We start from the raw sequence: 18064 nt of genomic DNA, 5'->3' as shown, positions 1-18064 counted from the left end.
CGCTTAGGCGGACGCCTTCACGGCTTCACCACCGCCCGCTTCCAATAATCCGGCTGCGCATAAACCTCTTTCAGGTAATCGATGAAAAACCGCGTCTTGGCCGGCAAGTGCCGCTGCTGCGGGTACACGGCCATGATGTCGTAATGGGGCAGGGCATATTCGTCGAGCACCGTCACCAGTTCGCCCGATGCCAGTTGCGCCTGGATTTCCCAGGTCGAGCGCCAGGCCAGGCCCAGGCCTTCGCTGGCCCAACGGTGCAGCAGTTCGCCGTCGTTGCAGTCCAGGTTGCCTTGCACCTTGATGATCACCGGCTTGCCGTTTTGCTGGAAATACCAGCCGCGCTGCTGGCCGCCTTGCAGGTTGAAGGCCAGGCAATTGTGCTGGGCCAGGTCGTCCAGCGTCTTGGGCATGCCGTTGCGGTGCAGGTATTCGGGCGCGGCACAGACCACCCGGCGGTTGCTGGCCAGGCGCACGGCGACGAAGCTGGGTTCGATCGCGCCGCCGATGCGGATGCCCAGGTCGTAGCCTTCGCGCACCAGGTCGACCACGCGGTCGGTCAGGTTGAATGAGATCTGCACTTCCGGGTGCGCCGCCAGGAAGGCCGGGGCGTGCGGCGCCACGTGCAGGCGGCCGTAGGCGGCGGGGGTGGAGACCACCAGGTGGCCGGTGGCCTTGTGGCGGCCTTCGGCGACGCTTTTTTCCGCTGTCTCCATCTGTTCCAGCAGCTTGCGGCAGTGGTCGAGGAAAACGCTGCCTTGCTCGGTCAGCGTCAGGTGGCGCGTGGTCCGGTGCATCAGCTTGGTGCCCAGCCGTTTTTCCAGCGCGTCGATGCGCCGGCCCATCATGACCGGCGTCACTTTCTCTTCCAGCGCTGCGCCCGCCAAACTGCCTTTGTCCACGACAGCGACAAAAGCTTCAATTTGTTTGAGTTTGTCCATTATTCGCCCCAATTCTGTACTTTTTATATATTTCCATACTTTGGATAAGTAATAAACAGATTTTTATTGTTCTTATCAAACCAAATTGTAGCGACTAGGATTCACTCCAGAACGAATCAGAGAGCGGTGCGCCGTAAGAACCTGTTCTAAGGGCAAGCGCCGTCGAAATTTTCGCAATCCTGACATCCTGGAGAACAACATGGCAAAGATGAGAGCAGTCGACGCGGCGGTTTATGTGCTGGAAAAGGAAGGCTGCCTGCAAGCCTTCGGCGTGCCGGGCGCGGCGATCAATCCGTTTTACTCGGCGCTGAAGCGCCACGGCGGCATCAAGCACGTGCTGGCGCGCCACGTCGAGGGCGCTTCGCACATGGCCGAAGGTTACACCCGCGCCAAGGCCGGCAACATCGGCCTGTGCATCGGTACCTCGGGCCCGGCCGGCACCGACATGATCACCGGCCTGTACTCGGCCCAGGCCGACTCCATCCCCATCCTGTGCGTCACCGGCCAGGCGCCGCGCGCCCGGTTGTACAAGGAAGATTTCCAGGCGGTCGATATCGAATCCATCGCCAAGCCGGTCACCAAGTGGGCCGTCACCGTGCGCGAGCCGGCGCTGGTGCCGCGCGTGTTCCAGCAGGCGTTCCACCTGATGCGCTCGGGCCGTCCCGGTCCGGTGCTGATCGACCTGCCGTTCGACGTGCAGATGGCCGAGATCGACTTCGATCCCGATACCTACGAGCCGCTGCCGGTCTATCGCCCCGCGGCCACCCGCGCCCAGATCGAAAAGGCGCTGGCCATGCTCAACGAATCGGAACGCCCGCTGCTGACCATCGGCGGCGGCGTGGTCAATGCCGACGCGGCCGCGCTGGCGGTGGAGTTCGCCGAACTGACCGGCGTGCCGGTCATCCCCACGCTGATGGCCTGGGGCGCGATCCCCGACGACCACCCGCAGATGGCCGGCATGGTCGGCCTGCAGACCAGCCACCGCTACGGCAACGCCACCATGCTGGCGTCGGATTTCGTGCTGGGCATCGGCAACCGCTGGGCCAACCGCCACACCGGTTCCATCGACGTCTTCACCAAGGGCCGCAAGTTCGTCCACGTCGATATCGAGCCGACCCAGATCGGCCGCGTGTTCGGTCCCGACTACGGCATCGTCAGCGACGCCGGCGCCGCATTGAAGCTGTTCGTGGAAGTGGCGAAGGAACTGAAGGCCGCCGGCAAGCTGCCCGACCGTTCGGCCTGGCTGGCCGAGTGCCAGCAGCGCAAGAAGACCATGCTGCGCCGGACCAACTTCAGCGAAACGCCGGTCAAGCCGCAGCGCGTGTATGAAGAGATGAACCGCGCCTTCGGCCGCGAGACCTGCTACGTCGCCACCATCGGCCTGTCGCAGATTGCCGCCGCGCAGTTCCTGCACGTCTACAAGGACCGCCACTGGATCAATTGCGGCCAGGCCGGCCCGCTGGGCTGGACCATCCCCGCCGCGCTGGGCGTGGTCGCCGCCGACCCGCAACGCAAGGTGGTGGCGATCTCGGGCGACTACGACTTCCAGTTCATGATCGAAGAACTGGCCGTGGGCGCGCAGTTCAACCTGCCTTACCTGCACGTGCTGGTGAACAACTCCTACCTCGGCCTGATCCGCCAGTCGCAGCGCGGCTTCGACATGGACTACTGCGTACAGCTGGCGTTCGAGAACGTCAACGCGCCGGAACTGAACGGCTACGGCGTGGACCACGTGGCCGTGGTCGAAGGCCTGGGCTGCAAGGCGATCCGCGTGACCGATCCCAATGGCATCCAGGACGCCTTCGCCCAAGCCAAGCGCCTGATGGAAGAGTTCCGCGTGCCGGTGGTGGTGGAAATCATCCTGGAGCGCGTCACCAACATCGCGATGGGCACCGAGATCGACGCCATCAACGAATTCGAGGAACTGGCCACCAAGCCGGAACACGCACCGACTGCCATCAGCATGCTCGACTGAGCGGCTGCATCGCACCGATCCGAAGAGGAGACAAAAGTCGCCGGCAAGAGCGACCCCAAGCGATCTTCAAGAAAGAATGCCGTCATCCTGACGAAGGTCAGGATCCAGTGTCGTAAAACGGCTTGTAGGCCACGACGAACGCCGCTGGATCCTGGCCTGCGCCGGGATGACGATGAAATGGATTGCCAGTTACAGACAAGGAACGACATGACCAAACTCGCTGCCAACCTCACCATGCTGTTCACCGAACAGCCTTTCCTCGACCGTTTCCAGGCTGCCGCCGACGCCGGCTTCAAGGCCGTCGAATTCCTGTTTCCCTATGCCTTCGATCCCGAGCAGATCGCCGACCGTCTGCGCGCGGCCAAGCTGCAACTGGTGCTGCACAACCTGCCGGCCGGCAACTGGGACGGCGGCGAACGCGGCATCGCCTGCCATCCGGACCGCGTGGCCGAATTCCGCGCCGGCGTGGACGACGCCATCCGCTACGGCCGCGCACTGGGCGTGAAGCAGTTGAACTGCCTGGTCGGCATCCTGCCGCCGGGCGTCTCGCGCGAAGCCGCGCGCGAAGTCCTGGTCGGCAACCTGAAGTACGCCGCCGGCAAGCTGAAGGAGCATGGCATCCGCCTGCTGATCGAGCCGATCAACAGCTTCGACATCCCTGGCTTCTTCCTCAACACCACCAAGCAGGCGCTGGAACTGATCCTCGCTACCGGCTCGGACAACCTGTTCGTGCAGTACGACATCTATCACATGCAGCGCATGGAAGGCGAACTGGCCAACACCATCAAGGCCAACCTCTCGCTGATCGCCCACGTGCAGCTGGCCGACAACCCGGGCCGCTTCGAACCCGGCACCGGCGAGATCAATTACCGCTACCTGTTCCGCTTCCTCGACGAGATTGGCTACCAAGGCTGGATCGGCTGCGAATACAAGCCCAAGGCAGGCACCAAGGAAGGACTGGGCTGGATCAAGGAACACGGCCTCTGAGCCCTATCGACAAACATCAATCATCAAGGAGAAACATCATGGCAAAAGTCGGATTCATCGGTCTGGGCATCATGGGCGCGCCCATGGCGGAAAACCTGCAAAAGGGCGGCCACAAGCTCTACCTGCACGACCAGAAAAACCCGCCGGCAGCGCTGCTGGAAGGCGGCGCCACTGTCTGCACCTCGGGCGCCGAAGTCGCCAAGCGCGCCGACATCATCATCGTCATGGTGCCGGACACCCCGCACGTGGAAGCTGTGCTGTTCGGCGACAAGGGCGTGGCCGAAGGCCTGTCGGCCGGCAAGATCGTAGTCGACATGAGCTCGATCTCGCCGATCGCCACCAAGGGCTTCGCGCAAAAGATCAACGCGCTGGGCTGCCAGTACCTGGACGCGCCGGTCTCGGGCGGCGAAGTCGGCGCCAAGGCCGCTTCGCTGACCATCATGGTGGGCGGTTCGGAAGGCGCTTTCAACGACGTCAAGCCGCTGTTCGAACTGATGGGCAAGAACATCACCCTGGTCGGCGGCAACGGCGACGGCCAGACCACCAAGGTCGCCAACCAGATCATCGTGGCGCTGAACATCCAGGCCGTGGCCGAAGCGCTGCTGTTCGCCTCCAAGGCCGGCGCCGATCCGGCGCGCGTGCGCCAGGCGCTGATGGGCGGTTTCGCTTCCTCGCGCATCCTGGAAGTGCACGGCGAACGCATGGTCAAGCGCACCTTCAACCCGGGCTTCCGCATCGAGCTGCACCAGAAGGACCTGAACCTGGCCTTGCAAGGCGCCAAGGCGCTGGGCATCAGCCTGCCCAACACCGCCGCCGCGCAGGAACTGATGAACGCCTGTGCCGCCAACGGCATGAGCGGGCTGGACCACTCGGCGCTGTGCCGCGCGGTGGAGATCATGTCCAACCACGAGATCGCCAAGGCTTCCTGATCCGGCCAGCGAGGTATTACCGCCGTCGTCCCGGTTTGCGCCGGGACGAGGCGTTTCTAAGAGAGCTTTTTGTCCCAGGAATTTCTTCAAACAACAATTACCGGAGATCCACCATGCGCCGCCAACGCCAGGCAAAAATCGTCGCCACCCTCGGCCCCGCCAGCGCCTCCCGCGAAATGATCCAGGCGCTGTTCGAAGCCGGCGCCGACGTCTTCCGTTTCAACTTCAGCCACGGCACCCACGCCGACCACCAGGCGCGCTACGAGATAGTGCGCGCGGTAGAGCGCGAGGTCGGACGCCCGATCGCCGTGCTGGCCGACCTGCAAGGCCCCAAGCTGCGCATCGGCCAGTTCGCCGAGGGCAAGGTGATGTTGCAGCAAGGGCAGGAATTCACGCTTGACCGCGATGCGAAACCCGGCGACGCCAGCCGCGTCTGCCTGCCGCACCCCGAATTGTTCGAAGCCATCGCCGCCGGCCAGTCGCTGCTGCTGGACGACGGCAAGCTGCGCCTGCAGGTGGAATACAGCGACGGTGCGACCATCCGCACCCGCGTGGTCAACGGCGGCGCGCTGTCCGACCGCAAGGGCGTCAACGTCCCCGACGCCGTGCTGCCGATCCCGGCGCTGACCGAGAAGGACCGGCGCGACCTGGCCTTCGCGCTGGACATGGGCGCTGACTGGATCGCGCTGTCCTTTGTGCAGCGTCCGGAAGATGTGGAAGAAGCGCGCAGCCTGATCGGAGGACGTGCCGCGGTACTGTCTAAACTGGAAAAGCCCGCCGCGCTGGATCGCCTGGACGAGATCGTGCGCGCCTCGGATGCCATCATGGTGGCGCGCGGCGACCTCGGCGTGGAACTGCCGCCCGAGCGCGTGCCGGGTACGCAAAAGCGCATCCTGCGCGTCTGCCGCCAGCACGGCAAGCCGATCGTGATCGCCACCCAGATGCTGGAATCGATGATCACTGCCCCGGTGCCGACCCGCGCCGAAGTCTCGGACGTGGCCAGCGCCATCTACGACGGCTCCGACGCCGTGATGCTGTCGGCCGAATCTGCCAACGGCGCCTATCCGCTGCAGGCGGTCTCGATGATGGATCGCGTGATCGCCGAAGTGGAGCGCGACCCGCTGTACCGCAATATGCTCGACGCCCAGCACGAGACGCCGCAGCCCAACCGCTCCGACGCCATCTGCTCGGCCCTGCGCGACGTCGCCGGCATCGTCGGCGCCACCACCACCGTGACCTACACCAGCTCCGGCCATACCAGCCTGCGCGCGGCCCGCGAACGGCCGATGGCGCCGATCCTGAGCATCACCCCGCAACTGGCGACGGCGCGCCGCTTGGCGCTGGTATGGGGCGTGCACTCCACCATCAGTGACCAGATCCACAACGAGAGCGACATGGTCAGCGCCGCCTGCCAGACTGCATTGAAGGAAGGCTTCGCCAGGAAGGGCGACCAGATCGCGATTACCGCCGGCATGCCGTTCGGGCAGCCGGGGAGTACCAATCTGTTGCGGTTGGCGGAGGTGTGGGGCTAAGGTTGATGGATGAAATACTCTACCTCGCGTCGGAACGAAGCAGTTAACTTACAAAAGTTGTTGTATTCGACGAATTTTGCGTCTATCGGTACCGTAAGAATTCTTATAATTAATGATTCTTACTTAGCAATAAACTGATTGATTACTTATTACGATACGAAGGAAAAGCGACGAGGAAGTACTAAAGAAAAATGCATTGCACGGCGTGAGCAGTGCAATGCTATAGCTATTAGTTGATCGCTTTTGCGAATTTTTCGTCTTCAACCAATTGCTCGACGTTGATTTTGATCGTCTCATTCATGGCGCCGAAGGCATTGGCGAATTTTGCCGTGCGGCGCTGGGTGTTTTTCACAGCATCAAAGAGAACGGTCTTAGTAACAGCATCGGACAAGGTGTACTTGATGCGCAGGGTCCAGTCGACGCTGTAGCCAAGGTCGTCAATCAGGAATTCCTGAATCTCACCCGAGAGTATCTTGGACGGATCGTTGGGCTTGATTCCCATAAAGCGGAGTTCCGCAAAGACGGCATCGCGCACGAATTTGTTGACATCCCGGTCAATTTTTATTTCACCCATTGCAGTGTTACGGATTTGGTTAGAGGTAATGGGTTTGTTCTTGTTCTGAGTTTGCGCCGGATAGGTAAACTCCACCACGGATAAGGATCCCGAGGCGCTCTTTACGGAGCTGGGAGCATAATTCACTGGGATTGGTGCACTTGCGCAGCCGGCGAGGATGAGAGTGGCGGCAATAAGAGGAAAAAACTTCATTTTCATGTGACACGCTTTCTTATGGTTGTTAATGGAAGCCATCTTTTTGATCCTTCTGGAATTACAGTGATTGTCCCTTGGATATGACGTCACAGGGCAATTTGGCGCGAGCAGGCCATTTCTCCATTAATGTGAAATGACATAAATATGGGCGTGATTATCCATACACACAATGCACGTATGGCAGGTGAGTTACTGATGACGAACAATGAAAATTTTTTGCCTACAACGCTGGCATCATGAAGAATCCCCCCGGATAATTGATGTTTTCTTTTCAGTGTATTCAAACTACCGAATTTTGTTTTTTCAAAACACGAATTTGATAGCTAATTAATTCTCGGAGAATAGTAAGGCAAAGTAAAGAAAAAGGTCGGAGAATTTCAATCTTAAGTAGCGGATGTACGTGTAGCTTCCGATTTCCGAAACGACTCAAGCGAATGAGGTAGGGGGAAATGTTGTAGTGTTTATATTTTTGTAAGGTTTGTTTCGCAAGAAATCACTGCATTCTAGTTACGTCCAGAAAATTCAATGCTAGCGAAAAATTGTATGGGCATTGTCTGTCGCATTTTTCTCTAGCTTGAACACGTTTACAACCTCCATTAGCTGAGCCGCCTGTTCCTGCATCGTCTGTGCAGCCGCAGCAGCTTCTTCCACCAATGCAGCGTTCTGCTGCGTCGATTCATCCATCAATGTGATGGCGCGGTTGATTTCTTCGAGGCCGGTGCTTTGCTCCTGGCTGGCCGAACTGATTTCGCCGACGATGTCGGTCACGCGTTTCACGCTGGCGACCACTTCGGTCATGGTCGAGCCCGCTTGTTCCACCAGCCGGCTGCCGGTGTCGACCTTGGCTACCGAATCATCGATCAGGGCCTTGATTTCCTTGGCTGCGGTGGCGCTGCGCTGGGCCAGCGAACGCACTTCCGAGGCCACTACGGCGAAGCCGCGCCCTTGTTCGCCGGCGCGGGCCGCTTCCACCGCGGCATTGAGCGCCAGGATGTTGGTCTGGAAGGCGATGCCGTCGATCACGCCGATGATGTCGACGATCTTCTTGGAGGATGCGTTGATCGAGGCCATCGTCTCGACCACCTGGCCGACCACCGTGCCGCCTTCGACCGCCACGCCCGAGGCGGAGGCGGCCAATTGGTTGGCCTGGCGCGCGTTGTCGGCGTTCTGCCTGACGGTGGAGGTCAGTTCCTCCATCGCCGAGGCGGTTTCTTCCAGCGAGCCGGCTTGCTGTTCGGTGCGCGAGGACAGGTCCATGTTGCCGCTGGCGATTTCCCCGGAGGCGTGGTTGATGGTGTCGGTGCCGCTGCGCACGCGGCCGACGATGGCGCGCAGGTTGTCGTTCATCAGTTGCAGCGCCGCCATCAGTTCGCCGGTTTCATCCTTGCTCTTTACTTCCACCTGCGCGCTGAGGTCGCCGTCGGCCACGCGCCGGGCCACGGTCACCGCGTTGACCAGCGGTCGCGTGATGCTGCGCGTCACCAGCAGCGCCACCGCCGCCGCCAGCAGCAGGGCCGCCACGGCCAGGCTGTTGATGATGGTGCGGGCGCTGCCGGAATCGTGCGCGGCGGCTTCCCCGGCGGCATCCATCAGCCCGCCCTGGTAGTCGAACATGGCGTCGAGCGCGATGAAGTACTTGATCTGCACCGGCATGAATTGTTGCGGCAGGAAGACCTTGGCTTCGTCGACCTGGCCGGCCTGGGCCAGCGCCATCAGCTTGTCGCGCGCCGGCAGGTAGGCGTCGCGCGCGGCGATGGCGGCGTCGATGTAGCGCTTGTCCTCGTCGCTGCGGGCGACTTCGCGCATCCTGGCCAGGCCTTCGTTCATCTTCTTGTCCGCCGCCGCGGCGTCGGCCGCCAGCGCCTTGATGCGTTCGGCGTCCGAGGTCAGCATGATGTCGCGGATGTCGAGCGCGATCTTGTTGACCTGGATCTGGATGGTGTTGGCCATCACGGTCTTGGGGTAGCGGTCCTTGACGATCAGGTTGGTGCCGTCCGTCAAGCGGGCGAGCTGGGCGTTGCCGAGGACGGCGATGGCGATCAGGAGCGCGATGACGACGCCGAAGCCGATGGCCAGGCGGGCGCCGATTTTCATGTTGGTAATGAGCACGATGATTTCCCCCGGTTCGCGCGGTTCAGCGCGCCGCTTCGGCCAGTTCCAGCGACAGCGCGTTGTGGCGCTCCATCACCGCACCGAGGTCGATGGTGGCGAGCTGTCCCTCGCGCACCACCACGCGGCCGTTGATGATGCTCCAGGCGGCATTGGCCGGGGTACAGAACACCAGCGCCGCCACCGGGTCGTGCAGGCCGCCGGCGAAGCCGATGTTGCGGGTGTCGAACAGCACCACGTCGGCCGACATGCCGGGCTTCAATGCGCCGATGTCGTCGCGGTTCAAGACCTTGGCGCCGCCCAGCGTGGCGATTTCCAGTGCCTGGCGCGCGGTCATGGCGTCCGGGCCGAAGCCGACGCGCTGCAGCAGCATGGCCTGGCGCACTTCGCCCATCATATGGGCGCAGTCGTTGGAGGCGCTGCCGTCCACGCCCAGGCCGACCGGCACGCCGGCGTCCACCATCTTGCGGATGGGGGCGATGCCGGAGGCCAGCCGCATGTTGGAACAGGGGCAGTGCGCCACGCCGGTGCCGGTGCGGGCGAACAGGTCGATGCCGTGGTCGTCCAGTTGCACGCAGTGGGCGTGCCAGACGTCGTGGCCGACCCAGCCGCAGTCTTCAGCGTATTCGGCCGGGGTCATGTTGAATTTTTCGCGGCTGTAGGCGATGTCGTTGACGTTTTCGGCCAGGTGGGTGTGCAGCGAGACCTTGTAGTGGCGCGCCAGGTTGGCGGCTTCGCGCATCAGGTCGCGCGAGACCGAGAACGGCGAACAGGGCGCGACCACGATGCGCTGCATGGCGTGGCGCGAGGCGTCGTGGTAGGTCTCGATCAGGCGGCGGGTGTCTTTGAGGATGGCTTCTTCGTCTTCCACCACGCGGTCAGGCGGCAGGCCGCCTTTGGATTGGCCTACGCTCATGGCGCCGCGCGCACCATGGAAGCGCATGCCGATTTCGGCGGCGGCTTCCAGGCTGTCGTCCAGGCGGGTCTGGTTGGGGTAGATGTAGAGGTGGTCGCTGCTGGTGGTGCAGCCGGAGAGGATCAGTTCGGCCATCGCGGTGAGCGTGGAGACCTTGATCATCTCGGGCGTGAGGCCGGCCCAGATGGGGTAGAGGTTGGTCAGCCAGTTGAACAGTTCGCCGTTTTGCGCGGCGGGGATCACGCGCGTGAGGCTCTGGTACATGTGGTGGTGGGTGTTGACCAGGCCGGGGATGGCTACGTGGTGTCTTGCGTCGATGATTTCGTCGGCTTGCTGCGGGAGTTGGGCACTGGGGCCGACTTGTTCGATGATGTTGTTGCGGATGAAGATGGAGCCGTCTTTGATTTCTTCCCTGGTGTCGTTCATGGTGACGACTACGGATGCGTTTTTGATTAGCAGGGTTTTGTCTTTTGCTTGTTGCATGGGAGGGACTCCTTTTGTTGTTCCTTATTCGTTGAGGGTGGTTTTTTGTCGGCGCAGGTGACAGTGGAGTCCCTTTTTATCCCTATTAACGCTGCGTCGGGTGGGTTGTTGTTTTGTTGCTTATTGCTTATTGCTTGCTGCTTGTTGCTGTTGGGTAGTCTGGTCTTGTTGCGTGCAGATGTACTGGCTTTACGCTTTTCTTTCTCCGGTCGGAGCGGAGCGCCGGGGGCGGCCCGGCAGCCGCTCACTTTTCTTGTCTCGCCAAGAAAAGTAAGCAAAAGAAGGCGACCGCTACTAACCAGCCCCTTCGGGGTTCCCGCTGGAATGAGGAGAAAAATGGGAAAGGCCGCAAGTCGCTACGCTCCGGCGTCCTTTCTGATCCATTTTTCCCCTCATTCCAGCGGCTGGTCAGAAGCGGACTTCGTGGTCCGGCTCGCCTTCGGCCTTGCGGTGCGTTCTCTCGCCTGCGGCATCGGTGTAGTGGCTCGCTATCTTGCTTTCTCCGTCGTCCTGACGAAAGTCAGGACCCAGCGTCGTCAATGCCGCTCAAGCCTTCGCCTTGAAACTACGCAAGAAATCCAACAGGATCTGCCCGGATACTTCCGCATCGTCCGCCGTCATCGTTTCCAAGGGGTTGTGGCTGATGCCGCCATTGCCGCAACGGGTAAACAGCATGCAGACGTCGGTCATCCGGGCAATCGCCATGGCGTCGTGCCCGGCGCCGGAGGCGAGTTCGAACGGTGTGATGCCGGCGCGTTCGGTGGCGGCGGCGAGCTGTTGCATCAGCCATGGCGCGCAGGGGGCGGCGGGGGCGGAGACGGTTTCTTCGATCTTGGCGTCGACGCTGCGGCGTTCGCAGATTTCGTTGATCTTGGCCAGGATGTCGGCGACCGCGGCCAGGCGTACGTCGTCGTGGGCGGCGCGGATGTCGAGCGAGAGCTGGCAGGCGCCGGGGATGACGTTGGTCGAGCCGCGCGGGACTTGCAGCTGGCCGACCGTGCCGACCAGCGAGGCGTGCTGGTCTTGCGAGCAGCGCTGTTCCACGTAGAGGATGATTTCGGCGGCGGCGGCGCCGGCGTCCTTGCGCATGTGCATCGGGGTGGTGCCGGCGTGGCTGGCCACGCCTTTCAGGTCGACCAGGTAGCGCGAGCTGCCGGCGATCGAGGTGACGATGCCGACCGGCAGGTCGCGGTTGAGCAGCACCGGGCCTTGTTCGATGTGGACTTCCACGTAGCCCAGGATGTCGGACGGGTCGCGCGCGATCTTGGGGATGGCGGCGACGTCGTGGCCGGCCTGGGTGATGGCGTCGCGCATGGTGATGCCGTCGCGGTCTTGCAGTTCCAGCAGGTTCATGTCGAACTGGCCGATGACGGCGTTGCTGCCGAGGAAGGTGCTCTTGAAGCGCACGCCTTCTTCTTCCGAGAAGCCGATCACTTCGAAGTGGAAGGGCAGGGTCTCGCCGCGTTCGTTCAGGTGCTTGACGGCGGCGATCGCCAGCAGGATGCCTTCGCGGCCGTCGTACTTGCCGCCGTTGCGCACGGTGTCGTAGTGCGAGCCGGTCAGCAGGGTCTTGGCCTTCGGATCGGTGGAGAGGTAGCGGCCGACCACGTTGCCGACCGCGTCGATGTGCACGTGCATGCCGGCTTCGCGCATCCATTGCGCGATCTGGTCGGCGGTGCGGCGGTGGGTGTCGGTGAGGTAGGTGCAGGTCAGCGCGCCTTCGTCTTCCGACATCGCGCCGATTTCTTCGGCCCATTGCATCACGGTGGCGCCCAGCGCCGGTTTGTGGCCGGTCAGGTCGTTGAGGCGCATTTCGGCGATGCGGCCGATCTGGCGCAGCGCTTCGCGCAGTTCGTCTTCCGGCTGGTTGCGCAGGCGGCGGGTGAAGGTGGCGATGATCTGCTGGCGCGTCAGGCCGGCGCCGGTCGGGCCCTTGACCGCCAGGATGAAGGGGAAGCCGAACTTGGCGTTGTAGTCGGCGTTGAGCTTTTGCAGCGCGGCGAATTCTTCCGGCGAGCACATGTTGAGTCCGGCCTTGGCCTGTTCGCCGGTCGATTCCGCGGTCAGTTCGCCGGCGATGGCGGCTTTGCCGGCCAACTCCGGGTGGGCGCGGATCAGGCCCAGTTGCTCGGCGCGGCTGGCGTCGGCGACCACCTTCTGCAGCGCCAGCTTCAGGGCGGTGAGGTTGCGGAACGGGCGCTGTACGGCCGCGCGCTCGGGGATCCAAGGCGAATGCTCATAGATGCCGTGCAGCGCGGCGATGAAGGCGGAAGCCTCGGCGGTGTTGAGTTGTTCCAGTGTCGTCGTCATGTGCTTGCCGCGGAGGATTTGCCTCCGGGTCCCTTCGGTTGTTCGGTGTTGCGGTATTGCGCGGTCGGCCGCGACCTGGTGTTCAAGATTGTCGGCCGCGATTGTTGCGCTTGTTTGTTGCATCGGCATTTCGCCCCAAGCCGCCATGCAAGCGGTTTGGGGCGCAGCCTAGACTGTAAAACATCTTGGTCCGGATCGCATCAGCGGTTTCATCTGGCCCCTATGCGATTTCGCTTATCACGCGGCGGATATAAGTCCTTCTTCGCCGCGCTTGCCGTCAGTGGTCCGAGCTTTGCGCAGCGGCCACTGCGTAGCGCGCCACGTCTTCTTCCGAGCCGCGGCCGTTGAAGAACAGGTTCAGCAGCACCGCCATCGCCGAGGCCAGCAGGATGCCGCTGTGGAAGATGGTGCCCAGGAAGTGCGGCATCTTGTCGAAGAAGGTCGGGGCGACGATGGGGATCATGCCCACGCCGATGCTGATGGCGACCACGAACAGGTTGTTGCGGTTGGCCTGGAAATCGACCTTGGAGAGGATCTTGATGCCGGTCGCGGCCACCATGCCGAACATCACGATGCCGGCGCCGCCCAGCACGAACTGCGGGATCGAGGCGGCCACGTGCGCCATCTTGGGGAACAGGCCGAAGGCGATCAGGATCACGCCGGCGGCCACGCAGACGAAGCGGCTGCGGATGCCGGTCACGCCCACCAGGCCGACGTTCTGCGAGAACGAGGTGTAGGGGAAGGTGTTGAACATGCCGCCGATGACAGTGCCCAGGCCGTCCACGCGCAGGCCGCGCGCCAGCGTCTTGTCGTCGACCTTCTTGCCGACGATGTCGCCCAGGGCCATGAACATGCCGGTCGATTCGATCATGGTCACGATCATCACCAGGCACATGCTGATGATGGAAGCGATGTCGAACTGCGGCAGGCCGTAGTGGAAGGGCTTGATGATGGCGAACCATTCGGCCGCGTCCAGGCCGGTGAAGCTGATCTTGCCCAGCGCGAAGGCGATCACGAAGCCCACCACCATGCCCATCAGCACCGAGATGTTGGAGATGAAGCCCTTGGTGTATTTGGTGATCAGCAGGATCGAGACCAGCACGACGGCCGCGATCGACAGCGACAGCGGCGAGCCGTAGTCGGGGTTGGGGATCTTGACGAACACGCCGTCCACCAGCTTGCCGATGACCGGCTGGCCGCCGGCCGCCCAGTTGATGCCCACGCCCATGAGCGAGACGCCGATCACTGTGATGACGGTGCCGGTCACCACCGGCGGGAAGTAGCGCATCAGCTTGCTCATGTAGGGCGAAGCCAGGATACAGAAGACGCCGGAAGCGATCACCGCGCCGTAGATGTGCAGGATGGTCAGCGAGGGGTTGTTGGCCATCGCCACCATCGGTCCGACGGCGGCGAAGGTGACGCCCATCATGACCGGCATCCTGATGCCGAATTTCCAGATGCCGGCGCTCTGGATGATGGTGACCAGGCCGCAGCAGAACAGGTCGGCGCTGATCAGGTAGGCGATTTCGGACTTGGGCAAATTCAGTGCGCCGCCGATGATCAGCGGCACGGCGATGGCGCCGGCGTACATCACCAGCACGTGCTGCATGCCAAGTGCGAACAGTTTGAATACGGGTAGGCGTTCATCCACCGGATGGCTGGGGGCTTGCATTGGCTGTCTCCTGGTTTGTTTTTTGTATCGGAACCTGACATGTGACCGCGCCTGTCTAGAGCATGTTAGGCGTGCCTTGCCGCTTGAAATGTGGTTCCGTGGTCAGTTCCTTGTTCCGTTTCTGTTGTGCGGATACAGGCCTGGTGACTGGGATACTAATGCAATCCCATGGGCCGGATATATAAGGTAGGAGATACCGCTTTGCAGACCTTGGATATATGCGGCCGGGCGTTATCGCCAGGATTCAGGGCGGATGTCAGCTATGCCCCGAGCCCGTCACCATCTTGGCCGCGGCGCTGATCTGGGCGCGCAGCCATTTGTGTTCGGTGGCCTGGTGCACGCGCTCGTGCCACAACTGGTAGAAGCGCAGCGGCGGGAACTTGACCGGCACCGTATAGCTTTTCAGGGACAGCAGCTTCTCGTAGTAGCTGGCGAACTGCTGGCCGGCGGTCAGCACCAGGTCGGTATGCGCCACCATGTGGGGCAGCATGCGGAAATGCGCCGATTCCACCACCACGTTGCGGCGCAGGTTCTGCTTTTCCAGGAAAGTGTCGATGGTGCCGTGGTAGCCGGGCAGGATCTGCGAGGGGGCGGCATGCGGCAGCGAGAGGTAATCCTCGATGCTCATCGCGTCGCGCGCGGTGCGCTTGGCGTAGGCGCAGTCGGCGCGCATCAGGCAGACGATAGGATCGTCGAACAGCTTGGACAGGTGCAGGTGCGGCGGCGGCTCGTCCCAGTTGGCGATCACCAGGTCCAGCTCGCCGTCCGACAGCAGGCGCACGTAGTCGGTCTCGGGGCCGAGCGCGTGGATCACGATGCGGCTCCTGGGCGACTCGCGCCGCAGCCGGGCGATCACTTCGGTGAAGAAGGGCGTGTTCATATAGTCCGGCGCAGCGATGTGGAAGGTGCGTTCCTCATCCTGCGGCACGAAGGCGGTCTTGGGCACGAACAGGCGCTCGGTCTCGTCCAGGATGCGCTTGGCCGGCTTCAACAGGCTTTCGCCGTGCTGGGTCGGCACCATGCCGCGCGCGCCGCGCACCAGCAGCGGATCGCCAGTCAGCTCGCGCAGCTTGCGCAGCGAGGCCGAGATCGACGGTTGCGGCTGGTTCAGTTTCAGCGCCACGCGTGAAACGTTTTTCTCGCACAACAGCAGGTACAGAATGCGGATGAGGTGGATATCGAGATGGTCTGGCAGCCTGGACATGTGGATGTCTCCGGGTTCTTCGTTCAAGGGGCATGGTTATTGCCCAATACGGACAGGGGCAGGTGACGGTTTTTCGTTCACTCTGTCGGCGCCCGCGACTGCAATCGCGAGCGCCTGGTTTATTTCGTCACATGTTGTCGTGGCCTCCCGGCGGCGCGATATCGGACGCCGGCCGGGACGCAAACACCATGCCACGCTTCTTATCTGTTCCGCCTTCGCGCGCCGGCCGGTCTCTGCGGCCTTTTGAATTTGGTCGTGAATTGCGCGCGACCGCAAGCGTCCCACAATTACGACTCATTTTTGTATATGGACATGCGTATGTCAAATATACGTTGACGGCCATGTTTAGACCGTCCGGCGCCGTTTATCTTCTGTGCAACCGGTCTATGCCACGGAAATTGCCCGATTCCAGGTGCGATTGTACGAAGCATAGGGCGGAAGTACCAAGAACAGATACAGATGGCATGAAAGCCATCGGGTCGTAGCGGCAGCGGCGGCAGGAGACGTCAAACAGGCACGGGGCGGCAAGCCGCCGCGCCAGTCAGCTCCAGCCCCGCAGGAAGCTCTCATCCACTCAGAATTGCATTGCCGTGCGGCATCTTGCCGCCGCGTCAACCATCCTGCAGCCGGCGGACGAGCTTTCATGACGGCCCTTACCTGAGGCGATGCCTCGCCTGTCCGGAGTTGCCTGCGGTGGCGGACGGGAATCCTAAGCTGGGGAAGACATGGAAGCATTATTGGTATCGTACGGCATCGAATGGGCCAACCTGCTGGTGCGCTGGCTGCACCTGATCACAGGCATCGCCTGGATCGGCGCCTCGTTCTATTTCGTCTGGCTGGATAACTCGATCCGTCCGCCCAAGCCGGGCAGCGACCTGGCCAAGAAGGGCGTGTCGGGCGAATTGTGGGCCGTGCACGGCGGCGGTTTCTACAACCCGCAGAAATACCTGGTGGCGCCGGCCGAATTGCCGGAAGAACTGCACTGGTTCAAGTGGGAGGCGTACGCCACCTGGATCACCGGCATCGCCATGCTGTTCATCGTCTATTACTTCAACGCCTCGGCCATGATGGTCGACAAGTCGGTCGCCAACCTGAGCGGCCTGGAAGCGGTGGGCGTGGGCATCGGCACCCTGGTGGCCGGCTGGATCGTCTACGACCTGCTGTGCAAGTCGCCGCTGGGCAAGAAGGAGGGTCTGCTGGGCCTGGTGATGTTCGTCTTCATCGTGGCCGTGGCCTACATGCTCACGCACCTGCTGTCGGGCCGCGCCGCCTACATCCACGTCGGCGCCATGATCGGCACCATCATGGTGGGCAACGTGCTGATGGTGATCATCCCCGGCCAGCGCAAGCTGGTGGAAGCGATGAAGGAAGGCAAGTCGCCCGACCCGATCCACGGTCGCAAAGGCAAGCAGCGCAGCGTGCACAACAACTACTTCACGCTGCCGATCCTGTTCATCATGATCAGCAACCACTACGCCATGACTTATACGCATGCGTATAGCTGGCTGGTGCTGGCGGCCATCATGGCGGCCGGCGTGCTGATCCGCCACTTCTTCAACCTGCGCCACAAGGGCAAGGTCTCGGTAGGTTACCCGATCGCCGGCGTGTTCCTGCTGCTGGCGGTAGCCGTGGCGATCGCACCGCGTCCGGTCGCTCCGGTGGCTGCAGCGGCGACCACACAAAACGCCGAGGGTACGGCTGCTGCGGCGCCGGCGGCGCCTGATTTCGCCAAGATCCAGGCGATCATCACTCAGCGCTGCGCCAGCTGCCACTCCGACAAACCGACCCAGGCCGGCTTCGCCACCGCGCCGGCAGGCATGCTGCTGCAGACGCCCGAGCTGATCCACCAGCACGCCGCCAAGGTGTTCCAGCGCGCCGTGCAGACCAAGGACATGCCGCTGGCCAACATGACCCAGATGACCGACGAGGAACGCGCCGAAATCGCCGCGTGGTTCCAGGCCGGCGCGAAATAAACACTGCCGCTGCGCCTGACGTGCATCGCCCGCCGCGGTGCGCGTCTCCAACTCTCCTACCTTTTATCGCTTTTACCGGTATGGCGCGGCTTTGCCCGCGTCCGGACCGCAAGGACAAGACATGCAAACCATCACCATCGACGGCTTCAACCTGACCGCGCAGCAAGTCATCAATGTGGCGCGCGCACCGCACCTCAAAGTGGCGCTGGCGGACTCCTCGCGCGCCGCGCTCAAGGAAAGCCGCGACTACATCGAAAGCACCTGGAT

Annotated in this window: 12 protein-coding genes; 5 read left to right on the top strand and 7 right to left on the bottom strand. The window is 62.4% G+C overall.

Features of this window, described 5'->3' with window-relative positions; all coding sequences use genetic code 11:
- Window positions 1-17: 17 nt before the first annotated feature.
- Window positions 18-938 (bottom strand): LysR family transcriptional regulator, encoded by a 921-nt coding sequence (locus J7548_RS12610; protein WP_290974957.1) that lies wholly within the window; start codon window positions 936-938, stop codon window positions 18-20.
- A gap of 199 nt (window positions 939-1137) precedes the next feature.
- Here J7548_RS12610 and gcl point away from each other — a divergent pair, with 199 nt between their 5' ends.
- The 4 genes from gcl (at window position 1138) to pyk (ending at window position 6361) form a co-directional block, all read left to right on the top strand.
- A complete protein-coding gene (gene gcl / locus J7548_RS12605) occupies window positions 1138-2913 on the top strand; it encodes a glyoxylate carboligase (protein WP_290974956.1) in 1776 nt (591 codons plus the stop codon).
- Window positions 2914-3120: 207 nt separating this feature from the next.
- Window positions 3121-3900 (top strand): hydroxypyruvate isomerase, encoded by a 780-nt coding sequence (gene hyi / locus J7548_RS12600; protein ID WP_290974955.1) that lies wholly within the window; start codon window positions 3121-3123, stop codon window positions 3898-3900.
- A gap of 38 nt (window positions 3901-3938) precedes the next feature.
- Window positions 3939-4829 carry a 2-hydroxy-3-oxopropionate reductase gene (gene glxR, locus J7548_RS12595; protein ID WP_290974954.1) on the top strand — a complete coding sequence of 297 codons (891 nt, stop codon included), beginning with the start codon at window positions 3939-3941 and terminating at the stop codon, window positions 4827-4829.
- Window positions 4830-4942: 113 nt separating this feature from the next.
- Window positions 4943-6361, top strand: a complete 1419-nt coding sequence (pyk, locus tag J7548_RS12590; protein ID WP_290974953.1) for a pyruvate kinase — start codon at window positions 4943-4945, stop codon at window positions 6359-6361.
- A 229-nt stretch (window positions 6362-6590) separates the two neighbouring features.
- On the opposite strand, the gene J7548_RS12585 is transcribed toward pyk, so the two are convergent.
- From J7548_RS12585 to J7548_RS12560, 6 genes are all read right to left on the bottom strand, one after another.
- Entirely contained in the window at window positions 6591-7169 is a 579-nt protein-coding gene (locus J7548_RS12585) for a hypothetical protein (RefSeq protein ID WP_290974952.1), read from the bottom strand.
- A 489-nt stretch (window positions 7170-7658) separates the two neighbouring features.
- Window positions 7659-9239, bottom strand: coding sequence for a methyl-accepting chemotaxis protein (locus J7548_RS12580; RefSeq protein WP_290974951.1), 1581 nt, complete (start codon window positions 9237-9239; stop codon window positions 7659-7661).
- Window positions 9240-9264: 25 nt separating this feature from the next.
- Entirely contained in the window at window positions 9265-10638 is a 1374-nt protein-coding gene (locus J7548_RS12575) for an 8-oxoguanine deaminase (RefSeq protein WP_290974950.1), read from the bottom strand.
- Window positions 10639-11184: 546 nt separating this feature from the next.
- Window positions 11185-12948, bottom strand: a complete 1764-nt coding sequence (locus tag J7548_RS12570) for an allantoate amidohydrolase (RefSeq protein WP_290974949.1) — start codon at window positions 12946-12948, stop codon at window positions 11185-11187.
- Between the two features lie 277 nt (window positions 12949-13225).
- Window positions 13226-14620, bottom strand: coding sequence for a nucleobase:cation symporter-2 family protein (locus J7548_RS12565; protein WP_290974948.1), 1395 nt, complete (start codon window positions 14618-14620; stop codon window positions 13226-13228).
- A 256-nt stretch (window positions 14621-14876) separates the two neighbouring features.
- A complete protein-coding gene (locus J7548_RS12560) occupies window positions 14877-15824 on the bottom strand; it encodes a LysR substrate-binding domain-containing protein (protein ID WP_290974947.1) in 948 nt (315 codons plus the stop codon).
- Between the two features lie 725 nt (window positions 15825-16549).
- Here J7548_RS12560 and J7548_RS12555 point away from each other — a divergent pair.
- Complete coding sequence (locus J7548_RS12555; RefSeq protein WP_290974946.1) at window positions 16550-17797, top strand: urate hydroxylase PuuD; 1248 nt, start codon at window positions 16550-16552, stop codon at window positions 17795-17797.
- Window positions 17798-18064: the final 267 nt, after the last annotated feature.

This window comes from Herbaspirillum sp. (assembly GCF_017744395.1).
GTDB lineage: Bacteria > Pseudomonadota > Gammaproteobacteria > Burkholderiales > Burkholderiaceae_D > Herbaspirillum.
This window is presented reverse-complemented; position numbering and strand designations above follow the sequence as displayed.

Bases quoted from the DNA above. Each gene is read 5' to 3' on its own strand.
- J7548_RS12610 (WP_290974957.1), bottom strand. From the start codon at position 938: ATGGACAAACTCAAACAAATTGAAGCTTTTGTCGCTGTCGTGGACAAA.
- gcl (WP_290974956.1), top strand. From the start codon at position 1,138: ATGGCAAAGATGAGAGCAGTCGACGCGGCGGTTTATGTGCTGGAAAAG.
- hyi (WP_290974955.1), top strand. From the start codon at position 3,121: ATGACCAAACTCGCTGCCAACCTCACCATGCTGTTCACCGAACAGCCT.
- glxR (WP_290974954.1), top strand. From the start codon at position 3,939: ATGGCAAAAGTCGGATTCATCGGTCTGGGCATCATGGGCGCGCCCATG.
- pyk (WP_290974953.1), top strand. From the start codon at position 4,943: ATGCGCCGCCAACGCCAGGCAAAAATCGTCGCCACCCTCGGCCCCGCC.
- J7548_RS12585 (WP_290974952.1), bottom strand. From the start codon at position 7,169: ATGGCTTCCATTAACAACCATAAGAAAGCGTGTCACATGAAAATGAAG.
- J7548_RS12575 (WP_290974950.1), bottom strand. From the start codon at position 10,638: ATGCAACAAGCAAAAGACAAAACCCTGCTAATCAAAAACGCATCCGTA.
- J7548_RS12570 (WP_290974949.1), bottom strand. From the start codon at position 12,948: ATGACGACGACACTGGAACAACTCAACACCGCCGAGGCTTCCGCCTTC.
- J7548_RS12565 (WP_290974948.1), bottom strand. From the start codon at position 14,620: ATGCAAGCCCCCAGCCATCCGGTGGATGAACGCCTACCCGTATTCAAA.
- J7548_RS12560 (WP_290974947.1), bottom strand. From the start codon at position 15,824: ATGTCCAGGCTGCCAGACCATCTCGATATCCACCTCATCCGCATTCTG.
- J7548_RS12555 (WP_290974946.1), top strand. From the start codon at position 16,550: ATGGAAGCATTATTGGTATCGTACGGCATCGAATGGGCCAACCTGCTG.